Origin of the sequence: Streptomyces sp. RB17, assembly GCF_009604455.1 — a bacterium.
Lineage (GTDB): Bacteria > Actinomycetota > Actinomycetes > Streptomycetales > Streptomycetaceae > Streptomyces.
The window spans coordinates 191,385-207,374 of the sequence record NZ_WEGL01000007.1 but is presented as its reverse complement, the minus strand read 5'-3'; the positions used below and the strand labels follow the sequence as shown (position 1 = coordinate 207,374).

General features: G+C 71.8%; 15 protein-coding genes and 1 tRNA gene. 12 read left to right on the top strand and 4 right to left on the bottom strand.

Going from position 1 to position 15,990, the window contains the following annotated elements:
- Positions 1 to 67: 67 nt before the first annotated feature.
- Complete coding sequence (locus SRB17_RS29430) at positions 68 to 649, bottom strand: 5-formyltetrahydrofolate cyclo-ligase (protein ID WP_153543515.1); 582 nt, start codon at positions 647 to 649, stop codon at positions 68 to 70.
- 133 nt (positions 650 to 782) lie between these two features.
- On the opposite strand from SRB17_RS29430, the gene galU reads away from it, so the two are divergent.
- The 7 genes from galU (at position 783) to SRB17_RS29395 (ending at position 6,285) form a co-directional block, all read left to right on the top strand.
- Positions 783 to 1,694 carry a UTP--glucose-1-phosphate uridylyltransferase GalU gene (gene galU, locus SRB17_RS29425; protein ID WP_153543193.1) on the top strand — a complete coding sequence of 304 codons (912 nt, stop codon included), beginning with the start codon at positions 783 to 785 and terminating at the stop codon, positions 1,692 to 1,694.
- Complete coding sequence (glp, locus tag SRB17_RS29420; protein WP_153543192.1) at positions 1,691 to 3,013, top strand: gephyrin-like molybdotransferase Glp; 1,323 nt, start codon at positions 1,691 to 1,693, stop codon at positions 3,011 to 3,013. Before galU ends, glp begins: the two co-directional genes overlap by 4 nt.
- Before the next feature lie 85 nt (positions 3,014 to 3,098).
- The gene (gene moaC, locus SRB17_RS29415) at positions 3,099 to 3,611 is read left to right on the top strand and encodes a cyclic pyranopterin monophosphate synthase MoaC (RefSeq protein WP_153543191.1); all 513 of its coding nucleotides are present in this window, start codon (positions 3,099 to 3,101) and stop codon (positions 3,609 to 3,611) included.
- Positions 3,608 to 4,108: a MogA/MoaB family molybdenum cofactor biosynthesis protein gene (locus SRB17_RS29410; RefSeq protein ID WP_153543190.1), complete on the top strand. Its 501-nt coding sequence runs from the start codon at positions 3,608 to 3,610 to the stop codon at positions 4,106 to 4,108. Before moaC ends, SRB17_RS29410 begins: the two co-directional genes overlap by 4 nt.
- Positions 4,109 to 4,128: 20 nt before the next feature.
- Positions 4,129 to 4,752, top strand: coding sequence for a GNAT family protein (locus SRB17_RS29405; RefSeq protein ID WP_323376404.1), 624 nt, complete (start codon positions 4,129 to 4,131; stop codon positions 4,750 to 4,752).
- Between the two features lie 174 nt (positions 4,753 to 4,926).
- The gene (glpR, locus tag SRB17_RS29400; RefSeq protein WP_323376403.1) at positions 4,927 to 6,120 is read left to right on the top strand and encodes a gephyrin-like molybdotransferase receptor GlpR; all 1,194 of its coding nucleotides are present in this window, start codon (positions 4,927 to 4,929) and stop codon (positions 6,118 to 6,120) included.
- Positions 6,121 to 6,211: 91 nt separating this feature from the next.
- A tRNA-Ala gene (locus tag SRB17_RS29395) sits at positions 6,212 to 6,285 on the top strand.
- A 49-nt stretch (positions 6,286 to 6,334) separates the two neighbouring features.
- On the opposite strand, the gene SRB17_RS29390 is transcribed toward SRB17_RS29395, so the two are convergent.
- Positions 6,335 to 6,811 carry a GNAT family N-acetyltransferase gene (locus SRB17_RS29390; protein WP_153543188.1) on the bottom strand — a complete coding sequence of 159 codons (477 nt, stop codon included), beginning with the start codon at positions 6,809 to 6,811 and terminating at the stop codon, positions 6,335 to 6,337.
- Between the two features lie 80 nt (positions 6,812 to 6,891).
- Between SRB17_RS29390 and SRB17_RS29385 the strand changes: the two genes are divergently transcribed.
- On the top strand, positions 6,892 to 7,695 hold the full coding sequence (locus SRB17_RS29385; protein WP_323376402.1) for an exodeoxyribonuclease III: 804 nt from the start codon (positions 6,892 to 6,894) through the stop codon (positions 7,693 to 7,695).
- Positions 7,696 to 7,704: 9 nt separating this feature from the next.
- Here SRB17_RS29385 and SRB17_RS29380 read toward each other — a convergent pair whose 3' ends face one another.
- Positions 7,705 to 8,340: a MerR family transcriptional regulator gene (locus tag SRB17_RS29380; RefSeq protein WP_153543512.1), complete on the bottom strand. Its 636-nt coding sequence runs from the start codon at positions 8,338 to 8,340 to the stop codon at positions 7,705 to 7,707.
- A gap of 187 nt (positions 8,341 to 8,527) precedes the next feature.
- Between SRB17_RS29380 and SRB17_RS29375 the strand changes: the two genes are divergently transcribed.
- From SRB17_RS29375 to SRB17_RS29360, 4 genes are all read left to right on the top strand, one after another.
- On the top strand, positions 8,528 to 10,099 hold the full coding sequence (locus SRB17_RS29375) for a flavin-containing monooxygenase (protein ID WP_228396351.1): 1,572 nt from the start codon (positions 8,528 to 8,530) through the stop codon (positions 10,097 to 10,099).
- Entirely contained in the window at positions 10,096 to 11,058 is a 963-nt protein-coding gene (locus SRB17_RS29370) for an alpha/beta fold hydrolase (protein WP_153543187.1), read from the top strand. Before SRB17_RS29375 ends, SRB17_RS29370 begins: the two co-directional genes overlap by 4 nt.
- Positions 11,055 to 11,939: an SDR family oxidoreductase gene (locus SRB17_RS29365; RefSeq protein WP_153543186.1), complete on the top strand. Its 885-nt coding sequence runs from the start codon at positions 11,055 to 11,057 to the stop codon at positions 11,937 to 11,939. Before SRB17_RS29370 ends, SRB17_RS29365 begins: the two co-directional genes overlap by 4 nt.
- 94 nt (positions 11,940 to 12,033) lie before the next feature.
- The gene (locus SRB17_RS29360) at positions 12,034 to 12,258 is read left to right on the top strand and encodes a hypothetical protein (RefSeq protein ID WP_153543185.1); all 225 of its coding nucleotides are present in this window, start codon (positions 12,034 to 12,036) and stop codon (positions 12,256 to 12,258) included.
- A gap of 201 nt (positions 12,259 to 12,459) precedes the next feature.
- Here SRB17_RS29360 and SRB17_RS29355 read toward each other — a convergent pair whose 3' ends face one another.
- The gene (locus tag SRB17_RS29355; protein WP_153543184.1) at positions 12,460 to 15,849 is read right to left on the bottom strand and encodes a S41 family peptidase; all 3,390 of its coding nucleotides are present in this window, start codon (positions 15,847 to 15,849) and stop codon (positions 12,460 to 12,462) included.
- Positions 15,850 to 15,990 lie beyond the last annotated feature (141 nt).

The following is a 15,990-nucleotide window of genomic DNA, read 5'->3' as shown; positions in this document are numbered from 1 at the left end:
GAGCACGGCACGGAAGACGGCCCTCCACGCGCGCGTGGAGGGCCGTTTCGCCTACCGGAGCGTCCCGTCAGGCGCTCGGGAAGCGGCGCACGCCGGAGGGCGTCACCACGGCGTGCACGGGCCTGTCGTGCGCCTCCGCCGGGACCTGTGCGACGACCTCCGTGTCGTAGAGCAGCACCACGAGCCGGGGGCGCACCCCCGAGCGCTCCAGACGGGCCAGTACGCGGTCGTACGACCCTCCGCCGCGCCCCAGGCGCATCCCGCGCGCGTCGACGGCGAGCCCGGGCAGCAGGACGACGTCCGCGGCCGTCACGGCGTCCGGGCCGAGGCGCGCGCCGGAGGGCTCGAAGAGGGCCATCTTCCCGCCGTGCCGGACCAGGGCGAGGGAGTCCGGGCCGGCGTACTCGCCCCAGTCGAGGTCGTTGTCGGGCAGGAGCGCGGGGAGCAGGACCCGCACGCCCCGCGCGCGCAGCGCGTCCAGCAGTGCCTGCGTGCCGGGCTCGCTCCCCACGGAGACGTACGCCGCCACCGTGCGCGCATGCGCCAGCTCGGGCAGCTCCAGGGAGCGCTCCGCCAGCGCGCGCCCCGTCGCCTCGACGTCATCGTCCGTCAACCTGTTCCTCACCGAGAGGAGCTCCCGCCGCAACATCCGCTTGTCAGGCTCGCTCGTGCGTCCGTCGTGTTCCACGGGTCGTTCTCGCGCCCTTCTTGAATGCCGTCATAAAGGGTCAACCAACCGGAGCCACAGATTCCCAACAAAGGCACCGGATAAGGTTGCGGGCATGACTCAGTCGCACCCCAGGATCAGCAAGGCTGTCATTCCCGCAGCAGGTCTCGGCACGCGGTTCCTGCCGGCCACCAAGGCCACTCCCAAGGAGATGCTGCCGGTCGTCGACAAGCCCGCGATCCAGTACGTGGTCGAGGAGGCCGTGTCGGCGGGGCTCGACGACGTCCTCATGATCACCGGACGCAACAAGCGCCCGCTAGAGGACCACTTCGACCGCAACTACGAGCTGGAATCGGCGCTCCAGAAGAAGGGCGACGCCGGCCGGCTCGCGAAGGTGCAGGAGTCCAGTGACCTGGCCACGATGCACTACGTGCGCCAGGGCGACCCCAGGGGTCTCGGCCACGCCGTGCTGTGCGCCGCCCCGCACGTCGGGCACGAACCCTTCGCGGTGCTTCTGGGTGACGACCTGATCGACCCCCGCGACCCGCTCCTGCAGCGCATGATCGAGGTCCAGGAGCAGCACGGCGGCAGCGTGATCGCCCTCATGGAGGTCGCGCCCGAGCAGATCCACCTCTACGGCTGCGCGGCCGTGGAGACGACCGCCGACGGCGACGTCGTCAAGGTGACCGGGCTGGTCGAGAAGCCCGACCCGGCGGACGCCCCCTCCAGTTACGCGATCATCGGCCGTTACGTCCTCGACCCGCACATCTTCGACATACTCCGCAAGACCGAGCCGGGCCGCGGCGGCGAGATCCAGCTCACCGACGCCCTCCAGCAGCTCGCGACGGACGAGAAGGTCGGCGGACCGGTGCACGGCGTCGTCTTCAAGGGCCGCCGCTACGACACCGGCGACCGTGGCGACTATCTGCGTGCCATTGTCAGACTCGCGTGCGAACGTGAAGACCTGGGCCCGGACTTCCGGACCTGGCTTCGCAGTTACGTAGCCGAGGAGATGCAGCAATCTTGAGCAGCGCCGCGACCCGCCCCGCCGGCCCGGACGACCTGTGGTCGGTGGACGAGCACCTGGAGGACATCCTCTCGACCGTCCGCCCCCTCGAACCCATCGAGCTGCAACTGCTCGACGCCCAGGGCTGCGTCCTGGTCGACGACGTCACGGTGCCGGTGTCCCTGCCGCCGTTCGACAACAGCTCCATGGACGGGTACGCGGTGCGGGTCACGGACGTGGCGGGCGCCAGTGAGGAGTTCCCGGCCGTCCTGGAGGTCGTCGGCGACGTCGCGGCGGGCGCGGCCGACCCGGTCCGGGTCGGCCCCGGCCAGGCCGCCCGCATCATGACCGGCGCCCCGCTGCCGCCCGGAGCCGAGGCCGTCGTCCCGGTGGAGTGGACCGACGGCGGACTCGGCGAGGGCCCGGCGAGCGGGATGCGGGCACGCAGCCTGGCCCCCGAGGGCGCCGGGGGGCAGGTGCGCGTGCACCGCCCCGTCGAGGCACGCGCGCACGTGCGCGCCAAGGGCAGCGACGTGAAGGCCGGCGACCGCGCCCTTCAGGCCGGGACGATCCTCGGCCCGCCGCAGATCGCGCTGCTCGCCGCGATCGGCCGCGGCACGGTACGCGTGCGCCCGCGCCCGCGCGTGGTCGTGCTGTCCACCGGCAGCGAACTCGTCCAGCCCGGCGAGGAACTGGGCCGCGGCCAGATCTACGACTCCAACAGCTTCGCCCTCACCGCCGCCGCGCGGGACGCCGGCGCCATCGCCTACCGGGTGGGCGCCGTCGCCGACGACGCCGAGACCCTGCGCTCCACCATCGAGGACCAGCTCGTCCGCGCCGACATGATGGTCACCACGGGCGGGGTCAGCGTCGGGGCGTACGACGTCGTCAAGGAGGCGCTGTCGTACGCCGACGACGCCGAAGAGGCAGGCAGCGGCGTGGAGTTCCGCAAGCTCGCCATGCAGCCCGGCAAGCCCCAGGGCTTCGGCTCCATCGGCCCCGACCACACACCGCTGCTGGCCCTGCCGGGCAACCCGGTGTCGTCGTACGTCTCCTTCGAGCTGTTCGTCCGTCCGGCGATCCGCACCCTGATGGGCCTGGCGGACGTCCACCGGCCGCGGACGCGCGCGACGCTGACGGCGGACAAGGCGCTCAGCTCGCCGAAGAACCGCAGGCAGTTCCTGCGCGGGGCCTACGCCGACGGCGAGGTCACCCCCGTGGGCGGTTCCGGTTCCCACCTGATCGCGGCCCTCGCGCAGGCCGACGCGCTCATCGTGGTGCCCGAGGACACCGAGTCCGTCGAGCCCGGCGCCGAGGTCGAGGTGGTCCTGCTCGGCTGAGCCGCGCAGGTTGGCGGTACCGTGTCGCGCACAACAGGTCCGCGCACCGCACTGCGCCGGGCCCGGACCGGGAGCGGCACACAGCATGACTGAGTCTTTCCGGGGGGAGACCCCCGGACCCTCTGCGCAGGACCGACTGACGCACCTCGACGAGGCGGGCGCGGCCCGCATGGTCGACGTGTCCGGGAAGGACGTGACCGCGCGCACCGCCCGCGCCAGCGGCCGCGTCCTCGTCTCGCCCCGCGTGGTCGAGCTGCTGCGCGGCGAGGGAGTGCCCAAGGGGGACGCCCTCGCCACCGCGCGGATCGCCGGCATCATGGGCGCCAAGCGCACCCCGGATCTGATCCCGCTGTGTCACCCGTTGTCGGTCTCGGGTGTGAAACTGGATCTGTCGGTCGCGGACGACGCCGTGGAGATCCAGGCCACCGTGAGGACGACGGACCGTACGGGCGTCGAGATGGAGGCCCTCACCGCCGTGACGGTCGCCGCGCTCACCGTGATCGACATGGTCAAGGCGGTCGACAAGGGAGCGGTCATCACGGACGTGCGGGTGGAGGAGAAGACGGGCGGCAAGTCGGGCGACTGGAGCCGGGCATGACCTACCGGGCTCTGGTGGTCACCGCCTCCAACAGGGCTGCCGCGGGCGTCTACGAGGACAAGGGCGGCCCCTTGGTCGCCGACGGCCTCAAAGGCCTCGGCTTCGACGTCGACGGCCCCCGGGTGGTCCCGGACGGGGATCCCGTGGAGGCGGCCCTGCGCGCGGGGGTCGCCGCCGGCTACGACGTCATCGTGACCACCGGCGGCACCGGCATCTCGCCCACCGACCGCACGCCCGAGGCGACCCGCGCGGTGATCGAGTACGAGGTGCCGGGCATCGCGGAGGCCATCCGGGCGTTCGGGCGGGAGAAGGTTCCGACCGCGGCCCTCTCCCGGGGCCTGGCCGGGGTCGCGGGGCGGACCCTGATCGTCAATCTGCCGGGCTCCACGGGCGGGGTGAAGGACGGCCTCGCCGTGCTGGAGCCCCTGCTGGCCCACGCCGTCGACCAGATCCGCGGCGGCGACCACCCCGGATCCAGCAGCGGGGGTGCGAGCTGAACAGCCCTTCCTGGCCTGTCGTGCTGGCGGACGGCGACGTCGTCCTCCGGCCGATAAGGCTGCGCGACCAGCGGGCCTGGCGCGAGGTGAACCGGCGCAACCGGGACTGGCTGCGCCCCTGGGAGGCGACCATTCCGCCGCCCACGCCGAGCGGTCCGATCGCGCACCGGCCGACCTACCGCCAGATGGTCCGGCACTTGCGTTCCGAGGCCAACGCGGGCCGGATGCTGCCGTTCGTCATCGAGTACCAGGGGCGGCTCGTCGGTCAGCTGACGGTTGCCGGGATCACCTGGGGATCGATGTGCTCGGGCCACGTCGGGTACTGGGTGGACGAGTCGGTGGCCGGGCGCGGGGTGATGCCGACCGCCGTCGCGCTCGCGGTGGACCACTGTTTCCGCATCGTCGGACTGCACCGCATCGAGGTCTGTATTCGGCCCGAGAACCGGCCCAGCCGCCGGGTCGTGGAGAAACTCGGATTCCGCGAGGAGGGGCCCCGGCCGCGCTATCTCCACATCGACGGGGCCTGGCGGGACCATCTGGTGTTCGCGCTCACCGCGGAAGAGGTGCCCGACGGTTTGCTCGCACGGTGGCAGCGGGCACGCTCCCAGCAGGTGCGGCCGAAACCCCAGAACACCGGGAATTGAATATGTGTTCGAAATTGATCGGGTGTTGACCGTCTCGGGGGCATTGAATTTCGCACCTGCGGCTGCCCGCTGATCGCATCGGTCGCAAAAAAAGCTGGAAATATCAGCCAGATCGTGCGACACACCGGCCCAATTGGCGGATGGCCTCACGCAAACCCCTCTACGGTGTGAGGCGTGAGCAGCAGCGGCCTCATCTACGCAGTCATTGTCGGGGCCTGGGCCGCCTACTTGGTGCCGATGTGGCTCCGTAGGCAGGACGAGCTGAACGAGGCCCGTCCGACGGAACGCTTCAGCACCGCCATCCGGCTGCTGTCCGGACGGGCGGGAATGGAGCGCCGGTACGCCAAGGACCTGCGGGCGCGCTCCGCCCAGGAGGGGGAGCCGGACGCCGGCCGCCCGGACGGCGTCACCGACTCGGTGGACGTCCGGGCCTTCGCCATGCCTCCGACCCGCCGTCAGGTGCACGCCGACGCCGAACCCGAAGCGTCCGGCGGCACGGAACCGGCGCGTGAACACGACACCCCGCCGGCGCGCAAGTCCGGCCCCGCGCCCGCGCCCGCACAGCAGCGCGTGCAGTCCGCGCGCCATGCGTCCTCCGCGCAGGCGGCCGCAGCACGCGCCCGGCGCTCGAAGGTCCTCGCGCGCCGCAGGCGCACCACCGTGGTCCTCTTCCTCGCCTTCACCATGGGCGCGATCGTCGCCGCCGTCGGCGGGCTCGCCTTCCTGTGGGCGCCCGCCGCACCGGCCGTGCTGCTCAGCGCGTACATCGTGTACCTGCGCTCCCAGGAACGCCGTCGCTTCGCCTACCAGATGGACCGCCGCCGCGCCGAGGTCGCCGCCCAGCGGCTGCGCGAGCGGGAGCGCCAGCCGCGCCGGCGCGCGCCCCTCGACGCGGGCCCCGGCGCGGACGAACCGGAGGAAGCCCCTCAGGCCCAGACGGACACCGGGCTCGCCGCACTCGCCGCGGACCGGCGTGCCCTGGTCGAGCAGACGGACCACGCCGAGTGGGTCGACCAGCAGCGGGAGCGGCAGCGGCGGCCCGGCGGGGACAGCTGGGACCCGGTGCCGGTGCCCCTGCCGACGTACGTGACCGCACCGGTCGCGCCCCGCGCCACGTCCGACGTGGACCTGGGGGCGCCCGACACATGGAGTTCGGCGCGTTCCAGCTCGGTCGCGCCCGAGCGGGAGGCGAGCCGTACGGTGGAGGCCGAGTCGGACGAGCAGGCGCCCGCCTCCGGGGACAAGCCGGCCGGCGGCCGCAGTGACGCCCGGCGCACGGCTTCCGCACGCCGGTCGCGCGAACGCGGGCGCACGCCCCTCTTCGACCAGTACGAGGACGGCGGCCGCCCGCGCGCGGCCAACGAGTGACGCCCGCCACACGTCAGGAAGGCGCGCTGACCAGTCAGGGAACGGATTTCCAAGCACCCCGATCGGGATGCTAAAGTTTCACTCGTTGCAAGGGCCTGTGGCGCAGTCCGGTAGCGCACCTCGTTCGCATCGAGGGGGCCAGGGGTTCAAATCCCCTCAGGTCCACGCAGCATGGAGCCCCGGTCGGCGGAAGCCGACCGGGGCTCCATCGTGTTCACAGCCGCTTCGCGAAGCAGTGGCTGTCCTCGTAGTCGCGGTAGTAGCCGAACTTGGCGCACGGCTCGTAGCCGCTGGAGGCGTACAGGGCGATGGCCTCCGGCTGCTTGGCGCCCGTCTCCAGGACCATACGGACGCGGCCGGCCATCCGGGCGTCCTCCTCCAGCGCCGCGAGCATGCGGCGGGCGAGACCCCGGCCGCGCATCTCCGCGATCACGAACATGCGCTTCAGCTCTGCGTCGCCGTCCTCGTTGCCCTCGTCGTTGCGGTCCTGGCTGCGCCAGCCTCCGGTCGCGACGGGGCGGTCGTGCTCGTCGTAGGCGATCAGGTACACGCCCCGGGGCGGGTCGAAGTCGCCCGGATCGAGGAGCGTGGCGTCGCCGCCGTCGCCGTAGCGAAGGTGGTACTCGGCCTGAACCTCGTCGTTCAGCTTGACGGCGTCGGGGTGGTCGAAACGAACACGTCGTATATTCATGCTAGGTATCGTACTTCTATGCAGTCGGGTGGCCTTCGGCCTTTTGCGGGCTCGGACCAGTGTGCCGGTATCGTGCCCTGGTGCTGACTGTGACCTCGGTGAACGTGAACGGGCTGCGAGCCGCCGCCAAGAAGGGCTTCGTGGAGTGGCTGGCGCAGACCACGGCGGACGTCGTCTGCCTGCAGGAGGTGCGCGCCGAGCCGCACCAGCTGCCCGAGGAGGTACGGCAGCCCGACGGCTGGCACGTCGTGCACGCCCCCGCCGCCGCCAAGGGCCGTGCGGGCGTCTCCCTCTACACGCGCCGCGAGCCCGACCGCGTCCGGGTCGGCTTCGGCTCGGCCGAGTTCGACGGCAGCGGGCGCTACGTCGAGGCCGACCTGCCCGGCGTCACCGTCGCGTCCCTCTATCTGCCCTCCGGCGAGGTCGGCACCGAGCGGCAGGACGAGAAGGTCCGCTTCATGGGCGAGTTCCTCACCCACCTCGGGGCGCTGCGCGAGCGGGCCGCCGCCGACGGGCGCGAGGTGGTCGTCTGCGGCGACTGGAACATCGCCCACCAGGAGGCCGACCTCAAGAACTGGCGCGGCAACACCAAGAACTCCGGCTTCCTGCCCGAGGAGCGGGAATGGCTCGGCCGGGTGTTCGCCGCCGAGGAGGGCGGCTACGTGGACGTCGTACGCGCCCTGCACCCGGACGCCGAGGGCCCCTACACCTGGTGGTCGTACCGGGGGCGGGCCTTCGACAACGATGCAGGTTGGCGCATCGACTACCAGGTCGCCACGCCCGGTCTCGCCGGCAAGGCCGTCAAGGGCTTCGTCGAGCGCGCGGCCACGCATGCCGAGCGCTGGTCCGACCACGCACCGGTGACCGTCGTCTACGACCTGTAGGTAACGCCTTCAGGCTTTGTTCTCGCCCGTCTTCTTGTTGATACGCCGGTCCAGCGCCAGCGACAGTTCCGCCTCCACCACGCTGCGGGCCAGCGGGCGCAGGCGGTGGAGGTCCTCCTTGGGGGCGTGGCGCAGGATCAGGTCGGTGAAGAGTGCGGCCAGGGCGTCGGCGTGCTCGCGGACGCGAGCGCCGGCCGTGAGGACCTCGCCGAGCGGGATGCCCTCGCGGACCAGGGCGGAGGAGACGTCCAGCAGGCGGCGGCTGATGTGGACGATCGCGTCACCGTCGGTGCCGAGGTAGCCGAGTTCCATGGCGGCGGCGAGGTTCTCGGGGGTGACCTCGCCCTCGAAGCGGGCGGCGAGTTCCTCGGGGGTGAGGCGGACCGGTTCCTCCTCGGTGGGGGTGCCGACGCCGACGAGGTCGGCGACGTTCCGGCCCTGGTCGAGGGCCTCGGCGAGTTCCGCGATGCCGTTGAGCGTGTGGCCGCGCTCCAGCAGGGCGCCGATGGTGCGCAGACGGGCCAGGTGGTGGTCGTCGTACCAGGCGATACGGCCCTCGCGGCGGGGTGGCGGAATCAGCTTGCGCTCGCGGTAGAAGCGCAGCGTGCGCACGGTGATGCCGGCCAGGCGGGCCAGTTCCTCCATGCGGTACTCGCGCCCGCCTTCCTTGCGTACTGCGTCCTCTGCCACGCCCGAAGCCTATGTTGTACCGCCGGTAACTTTCCTTCCCCCGCCCCCTACCGCTCGGTACGGAGCTGCTCTACAGTCCCATTGCGCCAGTGTTCACTGGCAGAGTTTCTGGGTTCCTAGGTGATGCGTGGAGGCTTCGTCGATGGCCGAGCACGAGCATGTACGGGTGGCGGTGATCGGGTCCGGGTTCGGCGGGCTGGGGGCCGCCGTGCGGCTGCGCCGCGAAGGGATCACCGACTTCGTCGTCCTGGAGCGGGCGGACAGCGTCGGCGGCACCTGGCGGGACAACAGTTACCCCGGGTGCGCCTGTGACGTGCCCTCCCACCTCTACTCCTTCTCCTTCGCGCCCAACCCCGACTGGCCGCGCACCTTCTCCGGGCAGGAGCACATCCGCGCCTACCTGGAGCACGTCACCGACCTCTTCGGACTGCGCCCGCACATCCGCTTCGACTCCGAGGTCAAGCTGATGACCTGGGACACCGAGAACCTGTGGTGGGAGATCGAGACCGCGGGCGGCACGCTCACCGCCGACGTCGTCGTCTCCGCCACCGGGCCGCTGTCCGACCCGAAGATCCCCGAGATCCCGGGCCTGGCGTCCTTCCCGGGCAAGGTGTTCCACTCCGCCCGCTGGGACCACGACTACGACCTGCGCGGCAAGCGTGTCGCGATGATCGGCACCGGCGCCTCCGCCATCCAGATCGTGCCCTCCATCCAGCCGCAGGTCGGCCGGCTCACCCTCTTCCAGCGCACCCCGCCGTGGGTGATGCCCCGCGTGGACCGCGCCATCAGCGGCGTCGAGCGCGGGCTGCACCGGATGCTGCCCTTCACCACCCAACTGCGGCGCGGACTGCTGTGGAGCATCCGTGAGCTGCAGGTCCAGGCGTTCACCAAGCACCCCGACGAACTCGGCCTGGTCGAGCAGCTCGCCAAGCGCAACATGGCCCGCGCGATCAAGGACCCGGCCCTGCGCGCCAAGCTCACCCCGGACTACCGCATCGGCTGCAAGCGGATCCTGCTGTCCAGCACGTACTACCCGGCGCTGGCCCGGCCCAATGTGGACGTCGTCGCCGGCGGGCTCAGCGAGGTCCGCGGCTCGACCGTGGTCGCGGCCGACGGCACCGAGGCCGAGGTCGACGCGATCATCTTCGGTACGGGCTTCCACGTCACGGACATGCCGATCGCCGAGCGGGTGGTCGGGGCGGAGGGCGTCACCCTCGCCGAGTCCTGGAAGAACGGCATGCAGGCGCTGCGCGGCGCCGCGGCAGCGGGCTTCCCGAACTGGATGACCATCATCGGGCCCAACACCGGCCTCGGGAACTCCTCCATGATCCTCATGATCGAGTCCCAGCTGAACTACATGGCCGACTATCTGCGGCAACTGGACGTCCTGGGGGTCCCCCCAGGCCCTCAAGGCTCTGGGGGAGGCCGTACGGCCCTCGATGCCCGGCCCGCGGCCGTCGAGGACTGGAACCGCACGGTCCAGGAGCGCATGAAGCGCACCGTGTGGAACACCGGCGGCTGCACCAGCTGGTACCTCGACGCGAGCGGCCGCAACACCACCATCTGGCCCGGTACGACGTCCGAGTTCCGGCGTGCGACGCGGCGGGTGGACCTGGCCGAGTACGAGGTCATCCGGAGGACCGACGGCAAGCCGGCCGGTACGGCCGCGCAGCGGGCGGTGGCCGCGGGCCGGCGGAGCGAGGGCGCCGCATGAGCCGCCTCGCCTCCGTGACCCCCGTGACCTCGGGCCCGTACGCCCCGCCCACCCCCGCCCGCGAACTCACCGTCGTCTCCGCCGACGGCGCGCGGCTGCATGTCGAGGTGCACGGCCCCGAGACCGCGCCCCCCGTCGTCCTCTCCCACGGCTGGACCTGCTCGACCGCCTTCTGGGCGGCGCAGATCCGGGACCTGGCGACCGACCACCGCGTGATCGCGTACGACCAGAGGGGGCACGGACGCAGCCCCGCGAGCCCCGCGTGCACCACCCAAGCGCTGGCGGACGACCTGGAAGCGGTGCTCGCGCAGACGCTCGCACCCGGGGAGAAGGCGCTGATCGTCGGTCACTCCATGGGCGGGATGACCGTCATGGCCGCGGCCACGCGCCCCCGCTTCCGCGACCACGCCGCCGCCGTCCTGCTGTGCAGCACCGGCAGTTCGCGGCTGGTCGCCCAGGCGCGCGTGGTGCCGCTCGGTGCCGGGCGCGTGCGCACCTGGATCACCGGGCGCATTCTCGGCTCGCGTGCCCCGCTCGGTCCGGTCACGCCGGTCGCGAAGCGCATCCTCAAGTACGCCACCATGGGCGCCGGTTCGGCCCCGCACATGGTGGAGGCGTGCGCGCGGATCGTGCACGCCTGCCCGCGCGCCGTACGCCACGCCTGGGCGCGCGTGCTCGAGGCGCTCGATCTCGACCACGGCGTACGGGAGTTGCAGGCGCCCACCGCGATCGTGCACGGCGCGTCCGACCGGCTCACGCCACCCGTACACGCCCGCGCGCTGGTCGCCGCGCTGCCGCACTGCGTCGGCCTCACCGAACTGGCCGGCGTCGGCCACATGACCCCGATCGAGGCTCCCGACCTGGTGACCGGCAGGATCCGGGAACTCGTCACCACGTATGTCGTCACGGAGAGTACCCCCGAAGCAACGGGTGCCGCAGAGATCAAGGAGGGCGCATGAGCAGGGTCAGCCTCGAAGGGCAGGTCGCGGTCGTCACCGGAGCGGCGCGCGGCGTCGGTGAGTTGCTGGCCCGCAAGCTCTCCGCGCGCGGTGCGAAGGTCGCGCTGGTCGGGCTGGAGGAGGAGGCGCTCAAGGACGTCTCCTCGCGCCTGCACAGCGACAGCGCCTACTGGTACGCCGACGTCACCGACCACGAGACGATGAGCCGGGTCGCGCAGGAGGTGAAGGCGCGGTTCGGGAAGGTCGACATCGTGGTGGCCAACGCCGGTGTGGCGAGTGGCGGTCCGTTCGCCGACTCCGATCCGCAGGCCTGGCGGCGGGTGATCGAGGTCAACCTGATCGGTTCGGCGGTGACCGCGCGGTCCTTCCTGCCGGTGCTGGTGGAGAGCCGGGGCTATCTGCTCCAGGTCGCCTCCCTCGCCGCGATCACTCCGGCGCCGATGATGACGGCGTACTGCGCGTCCAAGTCGGGTGTGGAGGCGTACGCGCACAGTCTGCGCGCCGAGGTCGGCTACCAGGGCGTGCGCGTCGGCGTCGCGTACCTGTCCTGGACCGACACCGACATGGTGCGCGGTGCCGACCAGGACGACGTCATGCGGGAGTTGAGGCAGCGGCTGCCGTGGCCGTCGAACAAGACGTACCCGCTGGGCCCGGCGGTGGACCGGCTGGTCGCCGGGATCGAGCGGCGCTCGGCGCATGTGTACGGGCAGTGGTGGTTGCGCGGCATGCAGGGCGTGCGCGGTTATCTGCCGGCCCTCATCGGGACGGTCGGGCAGCGCGAGATGAAGCGGTTCGCGCCCCGGCTGCAGGGAATGCGTTCCGGGCTCGTCGGTGCAGGTGGGGCGGCCGACGAGGCAGTGCGTGCTACGCACCGTGACTGATCCACATGCGCTGCGTGGTCGCCCGTGTGAATCTGGGTGAGGCCCCACCGAGGGGCCGATTCCCCCACCTCACCCTCTACGGGAGTGAACCCACATGGGTATGAAGGACAAGGCCAACGAGTGGCAGGAACAGGGCAAGCAGAAGGTCGGTGAGGCCCGCGAGCGGGCCGGCCAGCGCGGTCAGCAGCAGCCCCAGCGCGGTCAGCAGCAGCCCCAGCGTGGCCAGCAGCAGCCCCAGCGTGGTCGCGAGAACCTGCGCGACATCGAGGACACGGAAGCGGAGATGGAAGACCGCTTCGACCGGGACTACGACGCCTAGTCGCTGCGCTCGGCTTTGGCCGGATGGCGTGGGGCGCCCTTCTTTTTGGAGGGCGCCCTGCGTTTGTTGTGGGGTGGTTGAGTCGCGTTGTCGGGTGCGGGTGCGTTGTGGCTTGTCGCGCAGTTCCCCGCGCCCCTGAGGCGTCGCGTCCCTTGTCGTCCAGTTCCCCGCGCCCCTTCGATACGCGTCCCCCGTCAAGAGCTACTGGCGTGGCGGCAGCTGTGGGCGGGATCGGTTGGGGAGGTCGCTGTAGTCGGGGGGGATGGCGGCCGGGTTGGACTCCAGGAGTTCCAGGGCGAGTTCGACCGCGTCGGTCAGCTGGGTGTGGCGGCCTTCGGCCCAGTCCAGGGGGGTGCGCATGATCTCCAGGTCGGGGGCGACGCCGTGGTTCTCCACGGACCAGCCGTAGGCGTCGAACCAGGCCGCGTTCATGGGGACGGTGATGACCGTGCCGTCGCCCAGGCGGTGCCGGCCGGTCATGCCGACGACTCCGCCCCAGGTGCGCTGGCCGACCACGGGGCCGAGTCTGAGGAGTTTGAAGGCGGCCGTGATCATGTCGCCGTCGGAGGAGGTCGCCTCGTCGGCGAGGGCGACCACCGGGCCCCTCGGCGCGTTCGAGGTGTACGACACCGGCTGCGCGTCCCGCGTCAGGTCCCAGCCCAGGATCGTGCGGCTCAGCTTCTCGATGACGAGTTCGCTGATGTGTCCGCCCGCGTTGCCGCGCACATCCACGATCAGGGCGGGCCGGGACACCTCCATGCGCAGGTCGCGGTTGAACTGGGCCCAGCCGGAGCCGCCCATGTCGGGGATGTGCAGGTAGCCGCACTTGCCGCCGCTCACCTCCCGTACGACCTCGCGGCGTTTGGCGACCCAGTCCTGGTAGCGCAGCGGCCGTTCGTCGATCAGCGGGACGACGGCGACCCGGCGGGCCCGGCCCGGCTCGCCGTCCGCCGGGACGAACGTCAGCTCCACGGTCGTACCGCCGGAGCCGGCGAGCAGCGGATACGGGCCGGTCACCGGGTCGACCGGGCGGCCGTCGACGTGGGTGAGGACCGCGCCCTCGCGGATGCCCGTGCCGGCCAGCGGTGAGCGGGCCTTGGAGTCGGAGGAGTCGCCGGACAGGATGCGTTTGACGACCCAGCCCTCGTCCCTGTGCGCGAAGTTGGCGCCGAGGAGGCCCTGCCAGCGCTGGTAGTGGGGCGGGCCCTCGTTGCGGCGGGCGGCGGTGACGTAGGCGTGCGAGGTGCCGAGTTCGCCGAGGACCTCGCGCAGGAGGTCCGCGAAGTCGTCGGGGGAGGCGACCCGCTCGACGAGGGGGCGGTACTGCTCGAGCACCGCGTCCCAGTCGATGCCGCACATGCCCGGGTCCCAGAAGTAGGCGCGGATGAGCCGGCCGGCCTCGTCGTACGCCTGGCGCCACTCGGCGGGCGGGTCGACCACGTGCAGGATGCGGCGCAGGTCGATCCAGACGGTCGTGTCGCTGTCGCCCACCTCCGTGGCGGGCACCGCGCGCAGGTCGCCCTCGTCGACGACGACCAGCCGCGTGCCGTCGCCGCTGACCGCGAACCAGTCGAGGTGGTCGACCAGTTCGGACTTCTTCGCCTTGGCCAGGTTGAAGTACTCCAGGGTCGGGCGGCCGCTGATGTCGGCCGGGTTGGCGAAGGTCTCGCCGAGCGCGCCGGAGATCGGCCAGCGCAGCCAGACCAGTCCGCCGCCGGCGACCGGGTGGAGCGCGGAGTACTTGGAGGCGATCACCGGGAACGGCGTGACCCGCATCGCCAGGCCCTCCACCTCCACGGTCACCGTGCCGGCCTCGCCCGTCTCCTCCTCCTCGACCGGGTCGAGCCCGCCGGCCGCCGGACGGCCCTCGGGGTTCAGGGCGAAGGGGGAGGGGGTCGCCGAGTTCAGCGGGACGAGGTACGGGCGGCAGCCGAGCGGGAAGGACAGGTCGCCGGTGTGGACGTCGTACACCGGGTCGAATCCGCGCCAGGAGAGGAAGGCGAGATAGCGGCCGTCGCGGGTGAAGACGGGTTTCTCGTCCTCGAAGCGGCCGTTGGTCACGTCCACGATCAGCCGGTCCTTGATGCGGGCCAGCTTGATCCGGCGCAGGGAGCGGCCGATGCCCGGGTGGGACCAGGTGAGCCAGGCGCCGTCCGGCGAGAAGGCGAGGTCGCGCACGGGGCCGTTGACGGACCGGATCAGCTCGGTCACGTGCCCACCGACATCGGCTGCACCTGAGTCACCCGAGCCACTTGAATCATTTGGGTCACGAGAGTCATCCGAGTCACCCGAGTCACTCTCGGTTTCCGCCGCCTCTTCGGTGACCCGGCCCTCCCGGCCCTCGGTGTGCTCCGGCTCCTCCCCGACATCGATCAGCAGCAACCGCCCGTCGTGCGAGGCGACCGCCAGCCGTTCGCCCAGGGGATCGGAGACCATCTCCAGGACGCGGCCGAGCCGGCCGGAGGCGAGCCGGCGGGGGGCGCGGTCGCCGGTCGCGCGGGGCAGCTGGACGATCTCGACGGCGTCCTCGCCCTCGGCGTCCGTCACGTACGCCACCTGGCCGGTCGTGCCCAGCATCTCCGGCAGCCGTACCCGCACGCCGGGCGTGTCGGTGATCGTACGGGCGGGGCCGTCGCGGTGGGTGAGCCAGTACAGGCTGCCGCGTACGACGACGGCGCCGGCCCGGCCGGTCTCGTCCACGGAGATGCCGTCGACGTTCTGCGCGGCGGGCACCTGGTAGCGGCGGCGCCCGGTGGCCGGCCCGCCCAGGCGGATGTCCAGCTTGCGCGGCACGGCCTTCGGGGAGAAGTCGTCCACCAGCCACAGGTCGCCCGCGCACTGGTAGACCACGCGCGTGCCGTCGCCGGCGGCGTGCCGGGCGTAGAAGGCGTCGTGGTCGGTGTGGCGGCGCAGGTCGGTGCCGTCGTACGCGCAGGAGTAGAGGTTGCCGACGCCCTCGTGGTCGGAGAGGAAGGCGATGCGGCCCGCGACGAACATGGGGCAGGCCAGATGCCCGTCGATGTCGGGCAGCAGGCGTTGCCCGTGCAGCCAGAGGCGGCCCATGGCGCCGCCCCGGTACCGCTTCCAGGAGGCCGGTTCGTGCGGCGGGGTGCCGGTGAGCAGCAGGGTCTTGTGGACCCCGTCGACGTCGGCGACCTGGATGTCGGCGACCGGGCCCCAGGGCAGTTTGCGCCCGGGGTCGCCGGCGGTGGTCACCTTGTAGGCCCAGGTGAAGTACGAGAACGGCTCGCCGTGGGAGGCGACGGCGAGGATGTCGCACGTCCCGTTCTCGTCCGGGGGCGTCCAGCCGCAGACCTGGGTGTCGGTGCTGCCCCAGTACGTCAACTGCCGTGCGGGACCGCCCTCGACACCGACGAGGTGGATCTCGGGGACGAAGCTGCGCCAGCTCGTGAAGGCGATCAGGCGGCCGTCGGGGGAGAAACGCGGGTGCCCGTCCTTCGTGCGGTCCGCCGTGAGCCGCCAGGCCCGGCCCGGGGCGTCGAGCGGGGCCAGCCAGACGTCGTCCTCGGCCACGAAGCACACCAGGTCGCCGCTGAGGTGGGGAAAGCGCAGATAGCTCACCCTCCCCATGCTTTTCCGCCCGCTGGGGCCCAGCAACTCGTGCGGCCCGCACGGCCCCGAACTTATGCGCCCCTCACGTTCGTGACCCAACACACGTACGAAACGGTTTCGTTTCGCATGCGCCCAGGGTATCTTCATGGTGGTAGGCAG